General features: G+C 40.3%; 17 protein-coding genes and 2 pseudogenes. 16 read left to right on the forward strand and 3 right to left on the reverse strand.

Annotated features, from left to right (window positions below; genetic code table 11):
• Positions 1-4: 4 nt before the first annotated feature.
• A complete protein-coding gene (nadA, locus tag BIV60_RS01570; protein WP_071353992.1) occupies positions 5-1,108 on the forward strand; it encodes a quinolinate synthase NadA in 1,104 nt (367 codons plus the stop codon).
• Positions 1,109-1,366: 258 nt separating this feature from the next.
• Positions 1,367-1,531: pseudogene (gene safA / locus BIV60_RS30800) on the forward strand (SafA/ExsA family spore coat assembly protein); the annotation flags it as partial.
• 176 nt (positions 1,532-1,707) lie between these two features.
• Here the strand turns inward: safA and BIV60_RS30805 are convergent.
• Positions 1,708-1,785, reverse strand: a pseudogene (locus tag BIV60_RS30805) (hypothetical protein); the annotation flags it as partial.
• Positions 1,786-3,194: 1,409 nt separating this feature from the next.
• Here BIV60_RS30805 and BIV60_RS01580 point away from each other — a divergent pair.
• From BIV60_RS01580 to yajC, 9 genes are all read left to right on the forward strand, one after another.
• Positions 3,195-4,175: a phosphotransferase gene (locus BIV60_RS01580; RefSeq protein ID WP_071354050.1), complete on the forward strand. Its 981-nt coding sequence runs from the start codon at positions 3,195-3,197 to the stop codon at positions 4,173-4,175.
• A gap of 105 nt (positions 4,176-4,280) precedes the next feature.
• Positions 4,281-4,979 carry a YhcN/YlaJ family sporulation lipoprotein gene (locus tag BIV60_RS01585; RefSeq protein ID WP_071353994.1) on the forward strand — a complete coding sequence of 233 codons (699 nt, stop codon included), beginning with the start codon at positions 4,281-4,283 and terminating at the stop codon, positions 4,977-4,979.
• A 154-nt stretch (positions 4,980-5,133) separates the two neighbouring features.
• Positions 5,134-5,673, forward strand: a complete 540-nt coding sequence (locus tag BIV60_RS01590) for a BofC C-terminal domain-containing protein (protein ID WP_071353995.1) — start codon at positions 5,134-5,136, stop codon at positions 5,671-5,673.
• A gap of 181 nt (positions 5,674-5,854) precedes the next feature.
• Positions 5,855-6,469, forward strand: coding sequence for a Holliday junction branch migration protein RuvA (gene ruvA / locus BIV60_RS01595; RefSeq protein WP_071353996.1), 615 nt, complete (start codon positions 5,855-5,857; stop codon positions 6,467-6,469).
• 11 nt (positions 6,470-6,480) lie between these two features.
• Positions 6,481-7,482 carry a Holliday junction branch migration DNA helicase RuvB gene (gene ruvB / locus BIV60_RS01600; protein ID WP_071353997.1) on the forward strand — a complete coding sequence of 334 codons (1,002 nt, stop codon included), beginning with the start codon at positions 6,481-6,483 and terminating at the stop codon, positions 7,480-7,482.
• Complete coding sequence (locus tag BIV60_RS01605; protein WP_071353998.1) at positions 7,479-7,685, forward strand: DUF2905 family protein; 207 nt, start codon at positions 7,479-7,481, stop codon at positions 7,683-7,685. Before ruvB ends, BIV60_RS01605 begins: the two co-directional genes overlap by 4 nt.
• 17 nt (positions 7,686-7,702) lie before the next feature.
• Positions 7,703-8,731, forward strand: a complete 1,029-nt coding sequence (gene queA, locus BIV60_RS01610) for a tRNA preQ1(34) S-adenosylmethionine ribosyltransferase-isomerase QueA (RefSeq protein ID WP_071353999.1) — start codon at positions 7,703-7,705, stop codon at positions 8,729-8,731.
• 28 nt (positions 8,732-8,759) lie between these two features.
• On the forward strand, positions 8,760-9,899 hold the full coding sequence (gene tgt, locus BIV60_RS01615; protein WP_071354000.1) for a tRNA guanosine(34) transglycosylase Tgt: 1,140 nt from the start codon (positions 8,760-8,762) through the stop codon (positions 9,897-9,899).
• A gap of 30 nt (positions 9,900-9,929) precedes the next feature.
• The gene (gene yajC / locus BIV60_RS01620) at positions 9,930-10,241 is read left to right on the forward strand and encodes a preprotein translocase subunit YajC (protein WP_071354001.1); all 312 of its coding nucleotides are present in this window, start codon (positions 9,930-9,932) and stop codon (positions 10,239-10,241) included.
• Between the two features lie 46 nt (positions 10,242-10,287).
• Here yajC and BIV60_RS28060 read toward each other — a convergent pair whose 3' ends face one another.
• Positions 10,288-10,680: a TIGR04086 family membrane protein gene (locus tag BIV60_RS28060; protein ID WP_083402055.1), complete on the reverse strand. Its 393-nt coding sequence runs from the start codon at positions 10,678-10,680 to the stop codon at positions 10,288-10,290.
• A 201-nt stretch (positions 10,681-10,881) separates the two neighbouring features.
• On the opposite strand from BIV60_RS28060, the gene BIV60_RS01625 reads away from it, so the two are divergent.
• Positions 10,882-11,568 (forward strand): DUF421 domain-containing protein, encoded by a 687-nt coding sequence (locus BIV60_RS01625; RefSeq protein WP_071354002.1) that lies wholly within the window; start codon positions 10,882-10,884, stop codon positions 11,566-11,568.
• 179 nt (positions 11,569-11,747) lie between these two features.
• On the opposite strand, the gene spoVB is transcribed toward BIV60_RS01625, so the two are convergent.
• Positions 11,748-13,301, reverse strand: coding sequence for a stage V sporulation protein B (gene spoVB, locus BIV60_RS01630; protein WP_071354003.1), 1,554 nt, complete (start codon positions 13,299-13,301; stop codon positions 11,748-11,750).
• Positions 13,302-13,434: 133 nt separating this feature from the next.
• Between spoVB and BIV60_RS01635 the strand changes: the two genes are divergently transcribed.
• The 4 genes from BIV60_RS01635 (at position 13,435) to BIV60_RS01650 (ending at position 19,150) form a co-directional block, all read left to right on the forward strand.
• Positions 13,435-13,731, forward strand: a complete 297-nt coding sequence (locus BIV60_RS01635) for a post-transcriptional regulator (protein ID WP_071354004.1) — start codon at positions 13,435-13,437, stop codon at positions 13,729-13,731.
• Between the two features lie 147 nt (positions 13,732-13,878).
• On the forward strand, positions 13,879-16,140 hold the full coding sequence (gene secDF, locus BIV60_RS01640; RefSeq protein WP_071354005.1) for a protein translocase subunit SecDF: 2,262 nt from the start codon (positions 13,879-13,881) through the stop codon (positions 16,138-16,140).
• A 144-nt stretch (positions 16,141-16,284) separates the two neighbouring features.
• Entirely contained in the window at positions 16,285-18,618 is a 2,334-nt protein-coding gene (recJ, locus tag BIV60_RS01645) for a single-stranded-DNA-specific exonuclease RecJ (protein ID WP_071354006.1), read from the forward strand.
• Between the two features lie 19 nt (positions 18,619-18,637).
• A complete protein-coding gene (locus tag BIV60_RS01650) occupies positions 18,638-19,150 on the forward strand; it encodes an adenine phosphoribosyltransferase (protein ID WP_071354007.1) in 513 nt (170 codons plus the stop codon).
• Positions 19,151-19,313: the final 163 nt, after the last annotated feature.

Consider the following 19,313-nt stretch of genomic DNA (forward strand, 5'->3'; position numbering starts at 1 on the left):
TATGATGAGCATTCTAGCAACCTTACAAAAAAATCGAATGATACCGGAAATTTATAAACAGATGTCCAGAGAAGTATTGGAAGAACGAGTACGAGAAGTGAAAAATAAACTCGGGTCAAAGTTGTTTATACCGGGACATCATTACCAAAAAGATGAGGTCATTCAGTTTGCTGACGCTACCGGTGATTCCTTAAAGCTGGCACAGCTTTCAGCAGAAAACAAGGAAGCGGAGTTTATTGTTTTCTGTGGTGTTCATTTTATGGCCGAAACTGCTGATATTTTGACAAGTGAGCAGCAAAAAGTTTTTTTACCGGATATGCGGGCGGGCTGCTCAATGGCGGATATGGCCGATATCCAGCAAACGGAACAGGCTTGGGAAAAGCTTCGTGAGATATTTGGAGACACGATTCTCCCATTAACCTATGTGAATTCAACTGCAGCCATTAAATCTTTTGTAGGAGCACATGGCGGTGCAACTGTTACCTCTTCAAATGCCCATACGATGGTAAAATGGGCGTTTACCCAGAAGGAACGGATTCTTTTCCTTCCCGATCAGCATTTAGGGAGAAATACGGCTTTCGATTTAGGGGTAGGTTTGGATGAAATGGCGATTTGGAACCCTATCACAAACACACTAGAGTTTGAAGATGATGTTTCAAAAATTAAGGTCATTCTCTGGAAAGGGCATTGCTCCGTACATGAAAATTTCACAATTCAAAATGTTATTGACGTAAGGGATCAACATCCTAATATGAAGATTATTGTTCATCCGGAATGCCGCCGGGAAGTTGTCGAATTGGCAGATTTGGCCGGATCAACAAGTTATATTATCAATGCAATTGAAAACGCAGAACCTGGATCTGAATGGGCGATTGGAACGGAAATGAACCTTGTTAACCGGATTATTCAAACCCATCCGGATAAAAAGATTATTTCGTTAAATCCACATATGTGTCCATGTCTTACCATGAACCGGATTGATTTACCGCATTTAGTTTGGAGTTTAGACACTTTAGAGGATGCTTCAAATCATAATATTATTAAGGTTGATGCAGAAATTGCCCTAAATGCGAAATTAGCTTTAGATAAAATGCTGGCAAATTCATAAATAAGTATTAAAAAGGGGTGCATTTTTATAGAATGTATCCCTTTTTTTAATACGGAATGTTTTATCCGCAAATTTTTTAAATTTATCCGCGAATTTGCATACTTTATCCGCGAATCAAGGCATTTTATCCGCGAATTGAAAATTCACCGCATCAGCACATATAAAATAATTCATAAATGGTCCAATTCATATTTTCCCCAAAAAAAGCATAAGTTTTTGTGAAGATTGTTCCACTTTGCCCAGTTTCACATAGACTATATGGACTTATGCCATAGGAGGGAAATCAGAGTGAAGATCCATATCGTACAGAAAGGGGATACTCTTTGGAAGATCGCCAAGAAGTACGGCGTGAATTTTGAAGAGCTGAAAAAAATGAATTCCCAGCTCAGCAACCCTGATATGATAATGCCCGGTATGAAAGTAAAAGTCCCGACAACAGGGGGATTGGTAAAGAAAGAAGCACCTGTAGGGAAACCGGAAGCTGCCATCAATTTAGGAGCTAAGAAGGAAATGCCGATTGTCGAGCACCCATTTGCCAAGGAAAAGCCTATTGTAAAAGAAATGCCAATCAAAGAAGCACCGATTAAAGAAATGCCAATCAAAGAAGTGCCAATCAAAGAAGCGCCGATTAAAGAAGTGCCAATCAAAGAACAGCCAATTTTAAAAGAAGCACCCAAAACACCTTATACTCCAAAAATGCCTCTCCCAGTTGTCCCAGAAATCGATATTAATAATTATTATATGTCAAACATGACAAATATGACGGTTAAGCCGGAACTTCCGCCAAAACCGGCAAATATTTTACCAGAAGTGAAAGAAGTTCCGAAAAAAGAAGTACCTATACCACTGCCTCCAGTGGAAGTACCGATCCAACAACCATGTGTTCCGATTACACCGGTAATGCCCGGACCTGGATTCTGCCCGCCATTGGAATTTTACCCGCAGCCATGCATGCCATACGCACAAGGGGGTGGTTATCCTGGAGAAATGGCTGGTTATCCAGGTTATCCGGGAGCAATGCCTGGAGGATATCCAGGAGAAATAGCTGGTTATCCAGGTTATCCGGGAGCAATGCCTGGAGGATATCCGGGAGCAATGCCTGGAGGATATCCGGGAGAAATAGCCGGTTATCCAGGAAATCCAGGAACACCCGTGGGAGGAGCCTATCCTGGAACCTATCCTGTGCATGGTGTTGCACCAACCGTTGCAGGAGCACCGTTTGTACCACATTTTGATGATGAATCATCATCTTTTATGCCGCAAATGCCGGTAATGAATCCGGGATACAATCCCGGTGCTGTAATGGGAGTACAAAATCCTGCGCAATATCCGGCAGGAGGATATCCGCAAATGCTTGCAGGACCGGCAGCACCAACAGGTTACCCTGAGGTCAATCCCGGCGCAGCACCCGGTGGCTATCCAGGGGCAGCACCTGCGGGATATCCGTCAGCACCCGGTGGCTATCCAGGGGCAGCACCTGCGGGATACCCGTCAGCACCTGCTGGCTATCCAGGGGCAGCACCTGCGGGATATCGGTCAGCACCTGCAGGATACCCGTCAGCACCCGTAGGATATCCGGAAAGGTACCCTGAAGGCATGCCGGAGGGATACTCACAAGCGGGATACCCACAAGCAGGATACTCACAAGCGGGATACCCACAAGCAGGATACCCACAAGCGGGATACCCACAAGCAGGATACCCTGTTGGTCAACAGCTGGGGAATCCTGGAGAATATCCGGTAGCACCTGGTGGGGTAAACCCTGCCTCAGGTGGAGTTCCATATGGAGCGGGCGCATCATATGGGCAAACTCCTTATGGATACCCGCCAATGGGGGGATCTTTTGAAGTAACGGAAATGACGGGAACTGTTGGCAGTCCGGCCCAGGGATTGCCTGTTGGAACAGGAGCAATGGGGGATTGTGGATGTGGCGGACCCGCTAAAGGGGCTGCAACAAATTTTGTCCCAACAACTCCACCAATCTACAGCCCGCCATATACCGGACCAGTCAATGTCGCTCAACCTCCGTATATGAATCCTTACGGGATTGGACTGGAAGGAGCCTACGGGATGCCCCGATTTGTTGATGAGAGCAATGACGAAAATTAACAAAAAAGGAGACGATGCTTATTTGGATCGTCTCCTCTCTTATTTTCAATCCAAATTCAATGAAAAAATAAAGCAATTTGTTCCCATTCGAAAGAAAGTTTTTTATGTTAAAACAAGAAAAAATACCTATATCATTAAAGGTTATCGCTCCAATAAAAAACTTAAGCTGCAGGAAACCTTTACAACGACCTTAAAAAATGAAGGCTTTAGCAAAACCTATCAGTTTGTTCAGCCTGCTAAAGAAGCACTTTTTTTTGAAGGCACCCATTATGGTGTGATTGAGTATCTTGAACCACATAAAACTTCATTTTCATATCATACAAAAGAAAACATATCTGAGGGCTTGAAGCTTTTAGAAGAATTTCACAAGGTTACCGCAGCATTCGAGACACGGTACCGAACATTAATTCCAAAAGGTGATATTATTGGAAAATGGCAGGAGCGTTCGGCCATCTTTATAAATAATCTCCCTGTTTTAGAGAATTTCATCAATCCAACATTTCTTACAGAATTGTTGGATTGGGCAAAATGGTCATTAGACGGAATTAAAGCTAACAGCTGCTTTTTTGAAAAAGAACCTTTTGTGATTCTTCATGGTGATGTTGCACACCATAATTTCTTGCGGGAAGTTTCCGGAACATTACATTTAATTGATTTTGATTTAATTCAAATTGGACCTAATGTCTTGGACTATTTACAATATGCAAATCGAATTTTGCCATATCTAGACTGGTCGTTTGAACAGCTTGCCGAGTTTGAACCAATGCAAAAGTTTTTACAGGAAAAAGCTTTTTTATATGCGTTAGCATACCCATCCGATATTTTTCGTGAATGGAATCGATTGATTAGAGAAAATCTTCATGCACAGCCTTCCAAAACGAAGTATGTGATGGATTTAACGATGAATCAGTTTTTCTTGCGTAAGGAGTTTTTCAATCATCTGCAAAAAATGGTCTAACTTCCGAAAAGGTTCCGCATACTGGGAGAATGAAAATCCCTTTGAGGAACAACCTAAGAATGAGCATTTTAAATGCTCATGATGTTCTTCGAGGGGGTTTTTCGCTTGAACAAGAAACCGTGGATGATTCCTCTTTCTGCCCTGTGCATCATGGGGCTGGCAGGTTGTGCGAATTCAAATCGCGCTGGGGTTAATAATAACAATAACATTAACAATGTAGCACGTCCGATGGGGTATTACTCAAATGAAAAACATCCAAATAATACTAATGGGTTTCTTATAGATAACGATGGACCACTGACAGAAATGATGGATCATACGCTTGGGGGTGAGGGGAAGTTTCAAAGGGATCAACGGAGACAGGTGCTTCAAACGAGGGATGAGAATGGTAACCCTCCGAATCCAACGAAACCTCTTGCAAACCATGACCATAATTTTTTCATGAGGGACAATCGATTTAGTACAGGGGATGTCAATTATCACAATCACCTAAATGTGAGGTATACAGGCAATGAAGCTGCGCATGATTCGGCAACGCTTGGAAGAATTACGAATCAGATTAAGCAAAAAGCAGAATCAGTGAACAACGTCCAAAATGTTCATTCCGTTATATATGGCAATTCGGTATTGATTACGATTGATTTAGTTGACCATAGCCGTGCGGCTGAAACAAAAAGAGCGGTCCAAAAAGCGGTAAAACCATACGTGAATGGTAAAAAGGTATCGGTCATCACAGATGAAGGAACCTTCAGTCGTGATCGCAATACAACCAATGAGCTTCTTGAAGGTAAACAAATACCTTAAAAAGAGAAGACAATTCTCGAAGCCGAATTTCTTTCTTATCTAATGAAAAAGGGTAAAGCCAGGCGCTTTACCCTTTTTATTTGTTAGTAAGGATAAAAAGGGAAAAAAAGGCTAAACTATGAGTGAAAGACTTATAATAAAGAGGTGATTTTGTATGAAGTTCAAATGGATGGTAATAGCTTGTTTGCTAGCTATTGTTTTTGAAATGGTCCCTGGTGTGTACATGACTGGATCCGCTGCAACTCAAGAGAACCATCTTGAACAGCAATCGACGGAGCCTCTGCAATTAACGGTTATTTTACAAAGGGTATATTTGGACGGGGAAATAAGTGAAGTAGTGGTTCAAGAAACAAGCTGGTCACCTGAAAATTTTTGGGCAAAATATGATCAATGGCAACTCGTTGAACGAGATGGAGAAAAATTCGTTTTTCGTAAAAAAGTAGATGATATTTCTCCTTTGCTAAAAGCAAATGGTTATTTCGGTATCACGAATGAAGGGGTGTTGACCATCTTTAACGGCAGACCGGGACTCTCAAGAATTATCCAATCATTTTTTCAAATAGATATTAAGAAACTTGAAAGTAAAAAACAGGAAGAACTTCTGCAAGGAATTCCCATCAAAACAAAGGATCGATATGTAGAAGTATTGGAAACTTTCAAGCATTACTCGACAAAGGTAACGTCAAAAAATTAATATTTCAATGTGAAAATCAGACTGATGCCGTAAATCAGCCTGTTTTTTTTCGCTAAAAAACAGTTTATTTGCGTACCGAAGCAATTTATGTGCGTTCAGAGCAAACTTAGGTAATTTTCTTCAAAACCCCTGAATTTTTATGATAAAATGAAATTTAGTCCAACTTGGGGAGAGAAGAGCATTGTTTGAATTTATTAAAGGGACCGTTGAATTTGTCGGGCCTGAATATATTGTCATTGAAAACGGCGGAATCGGGTATCAAATCTCAACTCCTAACCCGTTTATATACTCTGGTAAAATGGATACGATGGTCACGGTCTATACCTACCATTATGTCCGAGAAGATATGATGGCCTTGTACGGATTTACTACAAGAGAAGAGAAAAGACTTTTCACCAAATTATTAAATGTTTCCGGGATTGGACCTAAAGGTGCGCTTGCCATTCTTGCCTCCGGTGAAGTGCAGCAGGTTGTTTCAGCTATCGAAAATGAAGATGAAGGCTTTCTAGTCAAATTTCCGGGAGTAGGTAAAAAAACAGCGAGACAAATGATTCTTGATTTAAAAGGGAAATTACAGGACATTGTTCCCGATTATTTTCCAAATCTATTTAATGCCGACCAATTTGCAGCAAAACAAATGAAACAAGAAAACACCGCATTGGAAGAGGCCATACTCGCCCTTAAAGCCCTCGGCTACTCCGAAAAGGAAATCAAAAAGATTTCTCCGGAACTGCAAAAAGAAACACTTTCAACCGACCAATACATTAAAAAAGCCTTGCAGCGGCTTTTAAAATAAGGTGATGATTCATGGAGGAAAGAATTATTTCGAGTGAAGCGAATCAGAACGAAATAAGTATGGAACAAAGTCTCCGACCGCAGAACTTAAAACAATATATCGGCCAAACCCAAGTAAAAGAAAATCTCGAGGTTTTTATTGAGGCAGCAAGACAAAGGAAAGAATCACTTGATCATGTTCTCTTATATGGACCGCCGGGATTGGGGAAAACTACACTTGCGGTCATTATTGCCAATGAAATGGGAGTAAATATTCGTACCACTTCTGGGCCGGCGATCGAACGCCCCGGCGATTTGGCTGCCATCCTCACGGCTCTTGAACCGGGTGATGTTCTCTTTATTGATGAAATCCATCGTCTACCCCGTTCCATTGAGGAAGTGCTCTATCCGGCAATGGAGGATTTTTGTCTGGATATCGTGATTGGAAAAGGTCCTAGTGCTCGTTCCGTCCGCCTTGATTTGCCGCCGTTTACCCTTGTTGGGGCGACAACAAGGGCTGGTTCGTTATCTGCGCCACTCAGGGACAGATTTGGAGTTTTAAGCCGTCTCGAGTATTATAAGGAAGACCAATTAAAGAATATTGTCCTTCGCACAGCTGAACTATTCGAAACGGAAATTGACGAGCAATCAGCGATGGAAATTGCAAGAAGGGCGCGGGGGACCCCGAGGATTGCCAACCGCCTGCTGAGAAGGATCCGCGATTTTGCACAGGTCAAGGGAAACGGCACCATTCATCTGCTGCTTGCAAAGGATGCATTGGACCTCTTGCAGGTTGACCGGCTTGGTTTGGACCATATCGATCATAAACTGCTAAAAGGAATTATCGAAAAATTCCGCGGCGGGCCCGTTGGACTTGATACCATTGCAGCATCGATTGGGGAAGAAGCTGAAACAATTGAAGATGTGTATGAGCCTTATCTCCTGCAGATTGGCTTTTTGCAAAGAACACCAAGAGGGAGAGTTGTAACCCAGGCTGTGTATCATCATTTTGGCATGGAGGTGCCTGAACAGTGACCGGACTATCCAAAGCATTAATGATTATCGGTGCCATTATTTTTATTATTGGTTTCCTAATGCCATATTTGCATCTGGGTAAGCTTCCGGGCGACATTGTCATCAAGAAAGGGAATGCGACATTCTTTTTCCCAATCGTTTCATCCATCATCGTTAGCATTGTTTTATCTTTAATTTTTTACTTCATAGGAAGATTTCGATAAAGTAAGGATGTAATAACATGAAAATAGACTTATTTGATTTTGAGTTGCCTGAAGAATTGATTGCACAAGTCCCATTGAAAAATCGAACAGACAGCAGATTGATGGTGTTAAATAAAGAATCAGGCGAAATTAAGCATGAGATTTTTAAAAATGTGACCGAATATTTGCGTGAAGGGGATTGCCTTATATTAAATGACACCAAGGTATTGCCTGCACGCCTTTTTGGCGTAAAAAAGGACACAGGTGCTAAAATTGAAGTGCTTCTGTTAAAACAGCTTGAAGGCAACAAGTGGGAAACACTTGTAAAACCTGCAAAAAGAGTAAAAGAGGGAACAGAAATTGATTTTGGAGACGGACTGCTTACGGCTGTTTGTACGGAAACCTCTGAGCATGGCGGCCGTGTATTTGACTTCAAGTTTGAGGGGATTTTTTATGAAGTATTGGATCGATTAGGGGAAATGCCTCTTCCTCCATACATTAAGGAGCAGTTAGAGGATCGTGATCGTTACCAAACCGTGTATGCCCGCGAGCCGGGATCTGCTGCTGCCCCGACAGCAGGTCTTCACTTTACCGAGGAATTATTGAAAGAAATCAAGGAAAAAGGGGTTCATATTGCGTTTATTACCCTGCATGTCGGACTTGGGACATTTCGTCCTGTAAGTGCTGACGATATTTTAGAACATGACATGCATTCCGAATACTATATGATGACAGGAGAAACGGCCCAATTATTGAATGATGTTAAAAAGAGCGGGGGAAGAATTATTTCCGTTGGGACAACCTCGACCCGTACGCTTGAAACCATCGCATCACAGAATGACGGACAATTTGTTGCAGGCAGCGGTTGGACAAGTATCTTTATTTACCCGGGATATGAATATAAGGCGATTGACGGTTTAATAACGAATTTCCATTTGCCCAAATCAACCTTAATCATGCTTGTCAGTGCTTTAGCTGGAAGAGAAAATGTTTTGCATGCCTATAATACAGCTGTAAAAGAACGTTATCGTTTCTTTAGCTTCGGCGATGCAATGCTGATTATCTAGTCAGTGAATCAGGAAGGAGAAAAGAATTTTGACAGCGATTCGCTATGAATTAATTAAAACATGTAAACAAACAGGGGCACGGCTTGGCCGCGTCCATACACCACACGGTTCCTTTGATACACCTGCTTTTATGCCGGTTGGAACGCTTGCGACCGTAAAGACGATGTCACCTGAGGATTTAAAGGAAATGGGCGCGGGGATTATTTTAAGTAATACTTATCATTTATGGCTTCGCCCTGGCCATGAAATTGTCAAGGAAGCTGGCGGTCTTCATAAATTTATGAATTGGGACCGGGCGATTTTAACCGACTCGGGCGGCTTCCAGGTCTTCAGTTTAAGTGAATTCCGCAAAATTGAAGAAGAAGGGGTTCATTTCCGTAACCATTTGAATGGAGATAAATTATTTTTATCGCCTGAAAAAGCAATGGAAATCCAAAATGCCCTTGGTTCTGATATCATGATGGCATTTGATGAATGCCCGCCATATCCGGCAACCTTTGAATACATGAAAAAATCGGTGGAAAGAACTTCAAGATGGGCAGAGCGCTGCTTAAACGCCCATCAGCGCCCCGAAGATCAGGGCTTGTTTGGGATTGTGCAAGGGGGAGAATACGAAGAATTGCGGAAGTTAAGTGCGAAGGACCTTGTTTCCCTTGATTTCCCGGGTTATGCTGTCGGCGGCCTGTCAGTTGGTGAACCGAAAGATGTTATGAACCGGGTATTAGAGTTCACGACTCCGTTATTGCCAACGAACAAACCGCGCTATTTGATGGGAGTCGGTTCCCCAGACTCATTAATTGATGGGGCCATTCGCGGGATTGATATGTTTGATTGTGTCCTGCCGACTAGAATTGCTAGAAATGGGACATTAATGACCAGTGAAGGCCGTTTGGTAGTGAAAAATGCCAAATATGCGAGGGATTTTGGTCCTCTTGATCCAAATTGCGATTGTTATACCTGTCGAAATTACTCGAGAGCCTACATACGTCACTTAATTCGTTGTGAAGAAACATTTGGAATTCGATTAACTTCTTACCATAATCTCTATTTTCTGTTAAGATTAATGGAGAAGGTCAGACAAGCCATTATGGAAGACCGGCTTGGTGATTTCCGAGAAGAATTTTTTGAACGTTATGGTTTTAATAAACCGGACGCGAAAAATTTCTAATAGATGTTTTTTGAAAGGAGGGAAATGTAGATGCAAGGAATTGGTACACTTTTACCATTAATTTTGATGTTTGTGTTGTTTTATTTCTTATTAATTCGCCCGCAGCAAAAGCGCCAAAAAAACACGCAGAATATGCAAAGCAGTTTAAAAAAGGGTGATAAGGTTGTCACGATTGGCGGCCTTCACGGCTTTATTGATTCCATTGACGATAACAAAGCTGTTATCAAATGTGGAGACGGCAGCCGTCTAACTTATGACCGTTCAGCGATCCGTGAAGTAACGGAACAAAGCAAAGCGGCCAGCACTGAAACTTCAAAAGATGTTAGTCTTGAAAAAAAATAAAAAGCAAAAAAGGGAGCCTATCCATACTAGGCTTCCTTTTTACATTTTAAGCTGTTCTAGAATTATTGTTCGTAGCGATATTCACTCCAAGGATACCGCCCATCATGGCAATCAGTGTATAGCAGGTATGATAAATAATCTGGTCGAAAGTAAAGAGCTTGTCATATCCTAAGTATTGAAATAAGAAGACTATGAGTGAATAAATCAAACCTGTTACTCCCCCAATTAACCATCCTTTTTCTTTTCTTTTCCCTCCAGATAGAAAACCTCCGCCAAATAATGCGATAAAGGATAAGGCAGTAATAATATATTGGAGCGACGCTTCCCGAGTGTAGGTAAATTTAAGAATTAACGAAACAATCAGGCTGCTAATTGCTGCAAAAACGAAAATAAAAATAAGCCCGTATAAAACTGATGTACCAAAGCTTTTTGATTCGATTTTAACTCTCCCCCTTCAATGTCTTTAGGCAGTCTATATCATTCCTGTATAGCTCCATACTTAGTGAGGATATACAGAAAGTTCCTTAGTACAAGCATATTCATGACAGATATAATGTAGAATAAAAAAAATTGGTCACCTTTTGTTGTTGGGGAATTATTCCACTTGTTATTCCTGAAAGATTGTAAACAATAAAATAGAATGCATCAAAAGGGGCGACATACTGTGGGAGTATACTGGACTATTATATTTCGGACCTTTTTTTTCTATTTGCTTATCTTGGTTATTTTCCGGCTAATGGGTAAACGGGAAATTGGTGAGTTAAGCATACTTGATTTAGTTGTATTTGTTATGATAGGCGAAATGGCAGTAATTTCCATCGATAATACGGATGAACCTCTGTTTCATACCGCTTTACCCATGGCTTTATTAATGCTTATTCAAATTTTATTGGCCATTGTTTCATTAAAAAGCAAAAAATTTCGTAATCTTGTTGATGGCCAACCAACAATTATCATCAACAGAGGAAAAATTGATGAAGTAGCCATGAGAAAGCAGCGCTACAATTTTGATGATTTAATGTCCCAATTGCGAGAAAAGGACATTCGCAGTATTGGTGATGTTGAATTTGCAATTTTGGAGTCATCCGGTACATTATCCGTAATTGAAAAAGTAAAAGATCAGCAAAAGAAGAGTTCTAAAAATGGTGATATTACGATTCCATTAATCATGGATGGTCAAATTGATGAAGAAAATTTGCAAAGAATAAACAAAACAAACCTTTGGCTGCGGCAAGAATTAAAAAAGAAGGGCTACAAAGACATAAAAAAAATCTCCTTTTGCAGTTATGAAAATGGGAAGTTCTTTATCGATATGCAGGATGAATAGAAAAGCGGAAGCGCCTGTTCAGCCCCGACAAGCGCTGGAGGTCCTGCCGGTGAAGTCGTTTTTTGACTTCATCGGCAGGACCGAAGTGACCTCGAGGGGCTAGGCGCTAGAGCTGGACAATTCTTGAAGACGAAAAAGTCTTTATTCCTATAGATAGCCAAGTGCGTGTCTTCAATGGTCTACCTAAAAGCAAATAACTTTCCAATAATCGGAATTCTCTTTAGGTCCTCTTTATTTAACAGCTTAAGAATAAACAATAGGACGATATAGATGATTGACATTCCAGCTGTTGAGCTTATAACACGAATAACTAAAAATTGACCGTTTAAAAAATGGTCAAACAGGAAGTACCCAACCCAGCCGGATATTCCCATGGCGATAAATGCTTTTACGTAATCACGAATATAAAAGGAAAAGGCAATTTTCTTTAAAACAGTGGCAAAATGAAGGATGGTGACCAAAACAAATCCGACGATTATTCCTAATGCTGCCCCAGTGATGCCGAAGGATGGCTGGGAGGCAAGCAAAAAGATAACAGCGGTTTTGACAACCGCTCCGATCAGACTGTTAATCATCGCAGCCCTTGCCAAATTTAATGCCTGCAAAACCGCTTGTAGCGGACCCTGATAGTAATAAAACAAGAAAAACGGTGCCATTAAACGAATAAAATAAGAACCATTTGATGAACCATACATAATTTTCATTAATGGATCAGCAAGTACATAAAGGATAATCACCGCAAGGCCGCCGGATAGAAATGCCAGCCGTAATGCCTGCTGAAGACGATATTCAATTAATTTATGGTTGTTTTGAGAATTGGCTTCACTAATAGCCGGAACCAAAGAAGTTGCCAAGGAAAATGTAATAAAGGATGGGAGCATTAACAATGGCAATGCATATCCCGTTAAGGCACCATATTGCTTGGTCGCTTCCACTGCTGCCACTCCCGCGATTGCTAAGCTATTGGCAACAACAATTGGTTCAAAAAACCATGCAACCGAACCAATCATCCTGCTTCCCATCGTCGGAACAGCAATCTCCATTAAATCTTTGAAGGTTTTTTTTCCGGTATAAGCAAATTTAAAAAAGTTTTTCCGAAGGCGGAATCGTTTTTTAAGCTTAAATGAGGTCATTAAATAGACAAGGGAGAAAAGTTCACCGATGACTGCTGAAACCATTGCGGCTGCTGCAGCATATTCAACTCCATAAGGGATAAACGCTTTTGTCATCACTGCAATCAATGTAATTCTCACAAGTTGTTCTAATATTTGTGAGTTTGCAGATGGGCGCATGTTTTGTCTACCTTGGAAATATCCTCGTAAAACGGAAGAGACGGCAATGACCGGTACCACTGGAGCTATCGCAACAAGAGGATAGTAGGTCCTCGGATCAGTGAAAAGGGTAGTTGAAAGAATCGGCGCCAATAAAATTAATGCTGGAGTAAAAATGAGTGATAATGAAAGGGTTGTCGCCAATGAAACAACCAGTATTTTTTTAATTTCCTTATGGTCACCCCTTGCTTCCGCTTCCGCAATATTTTTCGAAATAGCAACAGGGAGTCCGAATTGCGTGATGGTAACAACCAGGATGAAAGTCGGAAAGGCCATCATATAGAGGCCAACGCCTTCTTCCCCTATACTTCTAGCTATTACGATCCGATTAATGAAGCCTAAAACTCTTGTAATCAGGCCTGCGATTAATAGGATAAAAGTCCCTTTTAAAAACTTCGACATTCAACTTCCCACCTTCTCAAAAAAGAAGAATTCATATACAATTAACTATATGCACCATGGTGGACAAAGCATGACAAGCTGATGTGTTTTTTAGAAAAACAGATAGGATGACATATATGGGGGGCAAGTTGGGATGGAGAATCGCCATGCATACGATCATTTTCGTTCTCAGGTGAAGCCGGCATTAACAAGCAAACTTACCGAATTTCAAATACTCGGCTATAATTCGGTTACGGAAAACGGATTGTGGGAATTTTTGCAAAAGAAAAAATGGAAAAAGGTAAAGGATGAAATCTATTTACATGAAATCATTCAGGATATTCTCGCTGTTAAAGTAAGTGATTACATGAGTTTTGCAACAATCGAAGCCTATAAGTCAGCTGATTTCTCTTTAGAGGATGAAAATGCGTGGAAGGAACTGCTGAAATAGAGCTCCATCTTTACAAAGTCTTCATATTATTGTAAATTGACAGTCCTTCCATATTATCTCATAATGAAGGCAATGGATTTTTCATTAATGTTTTAGGCTTGTACGTTATAGTGCTTTGTCTTATGCCTAAGGAGGAAGAAATACATAATGGTAAAACGCAGTAGAATCCTCGCTTTCCTGCTCATAATTGTTCTGTTGGGAAGCACAATGGGAGTCACCACGAAAAATATTTTAAACAAAATTAAGCTTGGCCTGGACCTTCAGGGCGGTTTTGAGGTTTTGTATCAGGTTGAGCCTGCTAAGCCAGGACAAAAAATTGACAAAAAGGTTCTCGCAGATACAGCTGAAGCACTTGATCGGCGCATCAATGTCCTCGGTGTCAGTGAACCGAGTATTCAAACTGAGGGAACGGATCGGATTCGCGTCCAGCTTGCCGGTGTAACCGACCAAAATAAGGCTCGTGAAATTTTATCCACACAGGCTAATTTATCCTTCCGTGATGCCAATGATCGCTTAATGATGGATGGAACGGACCTGAAACAGGGCGGTGCGAAACAAACCTTTGATGAAAATGGAAATCCGAGTGTTTCCTTAACATTAAAGAGTGCTTCTAAGTTTGCAAAGGTTACTAAAGAAGTCCTCGATATGGCACCGAATAATTTTCTAGTCATTTGGCTTGATTATCAAAAAGGAGATTCCTTTAAAAATGAAGTGACAAAGAAAAATCCTGCCTACTTATCTGCACCAAGGGTAAGTCAGGTATTTAACCAAGATACGGTTTCGATTGTAGGTAATTTTAAAGTAGAGGAAGCGCAAACACTCGCAAAACTTTTAAATGCCGGGGCACTTCCGGTTAAATTGAAAGAAGTCTATTCCACTTCAGTAGGAGCCAAATTCGGAGAACAGGCATTACATGATACAATTTTAGCGGGTATCATTGGTGTCGCTCTGATCTACTTATTTATGCTTGTATATTATCGGTTCCCAGGCTTTATTGCTATCCTTTCACTCAGCATCTATATATACCTAGTCCTTTTAATTTTTAATTGGATGAATGGGGTTCTGACGCTGCCGGGAATTGCTGCAATGATACTCGGGGTTGGTATGGCCGTTGATGCAAATATCATTACCTATGAACGGATAAAGGATGAGCTTAAAGTTGGTAAATCCATTAAATCAGCATTTAAGGCTGGTGAAAATCATGCATTTAGGACCATTCTTGATGCCAACTTGACAACGATGTTGACAGCAGGTGTTTTATTTTTCTATGGGACAAGCTCAGTAAAAGGGTTTGCTACGATGTTACTCGTGAGTATTTTTATGAGCTTCTTAACTGCAGTATATGGATCTCGTCTATTATTAGCTCTTTGGGTCCATAGTGGAGTACTTAAAAAGAAAACAAGCTGGTTTGGTGTACATCCATCTAAAATTAAGAATATTGCTGAAAACTATGATACAGTAGATCTCCCAACTAGATTTGATAAATTAGATTTCGTAAAAATGAGAAAGAAATTCTTCATTTTATCAGGAATAGTAATTGTTGCAGGTATAATCTTTCTTGCTGTTTTTAGATTGAACCTAGGTATTGACTTTACTAGCGGTACCCGTGTTGATATTCGATCAAATACGCCTTTGACAACTCAACAGGTTGAAAATGCCTTTAGTAAACTTCATTTAAAAACAGATGATGTTGTCATTTCTGGCGATAAAAAACAAATTGCTGGGGTACGATTGGTAGGTGTTTTATCGAAAAATGAAATTGCCAAATTAAAAGACGAGTTTAAAAAGGAATTTGGCTCTGAGCCAAATGTCAGCACCGTTTCTTCAATAATTGGAAAAGAGCTGGCGAAAAACGCCTTTATCTCCGTTTTGATTGCATCCATCGGAATTATTCTATATGTTACAATCCGATTTGAAATGTACATGGCAATTGCGGCCGTTATTTCCTTGCTTCACGATGCGTTCATAATGGTTGCATTCTTTAGTATCGCTAGACTTGAAGTCGATTTAACCTTTATTGCTGCAGTCTTGACGATTGTTGGTTATTCAAATCACGATACAATTGTAACCTTCGACCGGATTCGTGAAAACCTCCATAAGAAAAAGCGTCTCAAAACCGTTCAGGAGATTGCGGAAGTAGTGAACGTAAGTATTCGACAAACATTAACACGTTCCATTAACACTGTTTTAACTGTATTAATTACTACAGCCAGTTTAATGGTTTTTGGTAGCCAATCGATCCGAAATTTCTCAATCGCATTGTTCGTTGGCCTAATTGTTGGGGTATACTCTTCGCTTTTTATTGCTAGTTCACTATGGTTTGTAATGAAATGTAGAGAGCTAAAGAAAAAGGGTGTTATTAAAACAGAAAAAGAAAAGAAAAAGTACTCTGATCAACCACAAGTGTAATAATTGTGAAAAAACCGCAGGAATCCTGCGGTTTTTTATTTTTTGTTGTTTAATGGATACCTGGTAAGTGCGCTTGTGCATTTCTGATTGAAAGCTATTCGATGCTCTTGTATAATATTATAGTCTGAGAGGTGACGATAAAGCATGTTAAAGTCAAAAACGAGATGGGTTGTCCGTCAATCCGATCACGCTAAAACACAAGAAATTGCAGCTGAATTGAAAGTTACACCTCTTGTAGCATCAATGCTTGTTAACCGCGGATTAGATACCGTCGATTCTGCACGGTTTTTTTTATTTGGCAAGGAACAGTTTCATGACCCATATCTTTTAAAAGGTATGGACCTTGCTGTAAAAAGAATTAATGAGTCTATTGAAAAGCAGGAACCTATTCTGATTTTTGGGGATTATGATGCGGATGGTGTAAGCAGTACGACAGTATTAATGATTACCCTTCGTGAATTAGGGGCCAATGTTCAATTTTATATTCCTAATCGTTTTTCCGAAGGCTATGGTCCTAACGAAAATGCCTTCCGACATGCAGCTGAAAATGGCATTAAATTAATTATAACCGTCGATACAGGAATCTCTGCGATACATGAAGCAAACATAGCGAAAGAGCTTGGACTTGACCTCATCATCACCGATCACCATGAACCAGGTCCAGTACTGCCGGAGGCGCTTGCAATAATCCACCCCAAGCTGCCTGATAGCATTTATCCTTTCCGTGAGCTCGCGGGTGTTGGGGTGGCTTTTAAACTGGCCCACGCTCTTTATGGTAAGCTTCCTGAACATTTATTTGAAATTGCTGTAATCGGAACGATTGCTGACTTAGTATCACTTAAGGATGAAAATCGCCTTATTGCCAAAAAAGGTTTAGAAAAACTGAAAGTGACAAATAATTTAGGTTTAAAAGCAATTTTTAAATTAGCGGGGGTTGATCCTAAATCGATTAACGAGGAAACCATTGGTTTTACCCTTGCCCCCAGAATTAACGCGGTCGGGCGCTTAGAAAATGCCGATTTGGCCGTTGAACTTTTGCTTTCACAAAATCCAGAAGAAGCAGAATTATTAGCAGAAGAAATGGATGCCTTAAATAAATCCAGACAGTCTATTGTCAATGAAATTACAGCAGAAGCCATTGAGGAAGTTGAGAAAAATTACCCCATTGATTCTAACCATGTTCTTGTCATTGGCAAAGAAGGATGGAATGCCGGAGTAATCGGAATTGTTGCATCCAGACTGGTCGAAAAATATTACCGTCCGACGATTGTTTTAAGTTTTGATCTAGAAAAGGGACTGGCAAAGGGCTCAGCACGGAGTATTGCCGGATTTGATTTATTTAAAAATCTTTCGACCTGCCGTGAAATTTTGCCCCATTTCGGCGGACATCCAATGGCAGCAGGGATGACACTTTCAATTGAGGACGTGGCAGAACTTCGCACAAGGCTTAATTCACTGGCGAAGGAGCAGCTTTCTGATGAAGATTTTATTCCGGTTACTTACCTAGATCATGAAGTCAGGTTGGAGGACATCAATCTATCGGCTTTAGATGAATTAAACTTATTATCCCCTTTCGGAATGGACAATCCAAAGCCAAAGGTGTTAATTAACGAAGTACAAGTATCGACGATGCGAAAAATCGGCAGCAATCAAAACCATTTGAAGATTCTTGTGAATGAAAATGGAGCAAATCTTGATGGGGTTGGATTTGGATTAGGAACTTTAGCGGATCATATTTCCCCTTCTTCCAAAATTTCATTAATTGGTGAATTATCCATTAATGAGTGGAACAATATACGAAAACCACAAATTTTTATCCAGGATATCACCGTCCGTACATGGCAGCTATTTGACCATCGCGGTGGAAAGCGGTTTAGCCATCTTGTCGATCATGTACCGAAGGAAAATAGAAAGTTTATTTTATTTAAGAAGGATCTCTATGAAAAAATCGAATCTCAACTAATTGACGATGTTGTCATTATAGATAATTCCGATGCAGCAAAGGATTTAGATCTTTCCGAAACCGATACGGTTTTAGTTGATTTCCCGACTTCAAAAGATATTCTCTATGATTTATTTAAGGGAAAACATCCGTCAAGGATATATGCCTATCTTTATAAAGAATCCAGCGATTTTTTAAGTACGATTCCAACCAGGGATCACTTTAAGTGGTTTTATGCCTTTCTGTTAAAAAAAGCACCGATTGATTTGAGACGCTATGGTGATGAAATCGCGAAACATCGTGGATGGTCACAGCAAACGGTCACTTTTATGGCAAAGGTGTTTTCCGATTTGGATTTTGTTACAATAAAAGATGGATTGATTACATTGAATAAACAAGCGCAAAAGCGTGATTTAACTGACTCCACTACCTATCAAATGAAACAGGCACAACTTTCACTAGAAAGAGATTTATTATTTTCATCTTTTCAGGAATTGAAGGACTGGTTCGACAAGGTCATGCAGGAGTCGGATTAAACTGAGGAGGAATTAAAGAATGGATTTAAAACCATTTATTAGTATTGTCCAAGATTATCCAAAACCAGGAATTAAATTTAAAGATATCACTCCTTTAATGAATAATGGAGAAGCCTATAGATATGCAACCAACCAAATTGTTGCATATGCAAAAGACAGAGAAATAGATTTGATTGTAGGACCTGAGGCGCGTGGGTTTATTATTGGCTGCCCGGTAGCTTATTCGCTTGGAGTAGGTTTTGCACCTGTTCGTAAGGATGGGAAACTTCCACGGGAAACCATTAAGGTAAGCTATGGATTGGAATATGGAAAAGATGTTCTAACCATTCATAAAGATGCGATTAAACCGGGACAGCGCGTACTGATTACCGATGATTTATTAGCAACAGGCGGAACCATTGATGCAACCATTAAATTAGTGGAGCAGCTTGGCGGTGTTGTGGCAGGAATTGCCTTTTTAGTTGAATTAACTTATCTGGATGGTCGTAAAAAGCTTGATGGATACGACGTTTTAACGTTACTTGTGTATTAATTGGTATAAAGGGCACTCAGTAAAATGAGTGCTTTTTCTCATAATTTTAAAAGGACTTTGGAACCTGTTTACCAAAATGTTTCGACTTTTACGTAAAAATTACGTCAATCTCTTTACATCTTCGTGTTTTTTTTCGATAATAGTAACAATCATTCTAATTTAG

The organism is Bacillus sp. MUM 116 (assembly GCF_001866655.1).
Taxonomy (GTDB): Bacteria; Bacillota; Bacilli; order Bacillales; family Cytobacillaceae; genus Neobacillus.

What these genes read in the sequence shown, in the direction of transcription:
- BIV60_RS01650 (WP_071354007.1), top strand. Translation starts at nt 18,638, where the DNA reads ATGGATTTAAAACCATTTATTAGTATTGTCCAAGATTATCCAAAACCA.
- secDF (WP_071354005.1), top strand. Translation starts at nt 13,879, where the DNA reads ATGGTAAAACGCAGTAGAATCCTCGCTTTCCTGCTCATAATTGTTCTG.
- BIV60_RS01635 (WP_071354004.1), top strand. Translation starts at nt 13,435, where the DNA reads ATGGAGAATCGCCATGCATACGATCATTTTCGTTCTCAGGTGAAGCCG.
- BIV60_RS01590 (WP_071353995.1), top strand. Translation starts at nt 5,134, where the DNA reads ATGAAGTTCAAATGGATGGTAATAGCTTGTTTGCTAGCTATTGTTTTT.
- ruvB (WP_071353997.1), top strand. Translation starts at nt 6,481, where the DNA reads ATGGAGGAAAGAATTATTTCGAGTGAAGCGAATCAGAACGAAATAAGT.
- nadA (WP_071353992.1), top strand. Translation starts at nt 5, where the DNA reads ATGAGCATTCTAGCAACCTTACAAAAAAATCGAATGATACCGGAAATT.
- queA (WP_071353999.1), top strand. Translation starts at nt 7,703, where the DNA reads ATGAAAATAGACTTATTTGATTTTGAGTTGCCTGAAGAATTGATTGCA.
- BIV60_RS01580 (WP_071354050.1), top strand. Translation starts at nt 3,195, where the DNA reads ATGAGAGCAATGACGAAAATTAACAAAAAAGGAGACGATGCTTATTTG.
- yajC (WP_071354001.1), top strand. Translation starts at nt 9,930, where the DNA reads ATGCAAGGAATTGGTACACTTTTACCATTAATTTTGATGTTTGTGTTG.
- spoVB (WP_071354003.1), bottom strand. Translation starts at nt 13,301, where the DNA reads ATGTCGAAGTTTTTAAAAGGGACTTTTATCCTATTAATCGCAGGCCTG.
- recJ (WP_071354006.1), top strand. Translation starts at nt 16,285, where the DNA reads ATGTTAAAGTCAAAAACGAGATGGGTTGTCCGTCAATCCGATCACGCT.
- BIV60_RS01625 (WP_071354002.1), top strand. Translation starts at nt 10,882, where the DNA reads ATGCATCAAAAGGGGCGACATACTGTGGGAGTATACTGGACTATTATA.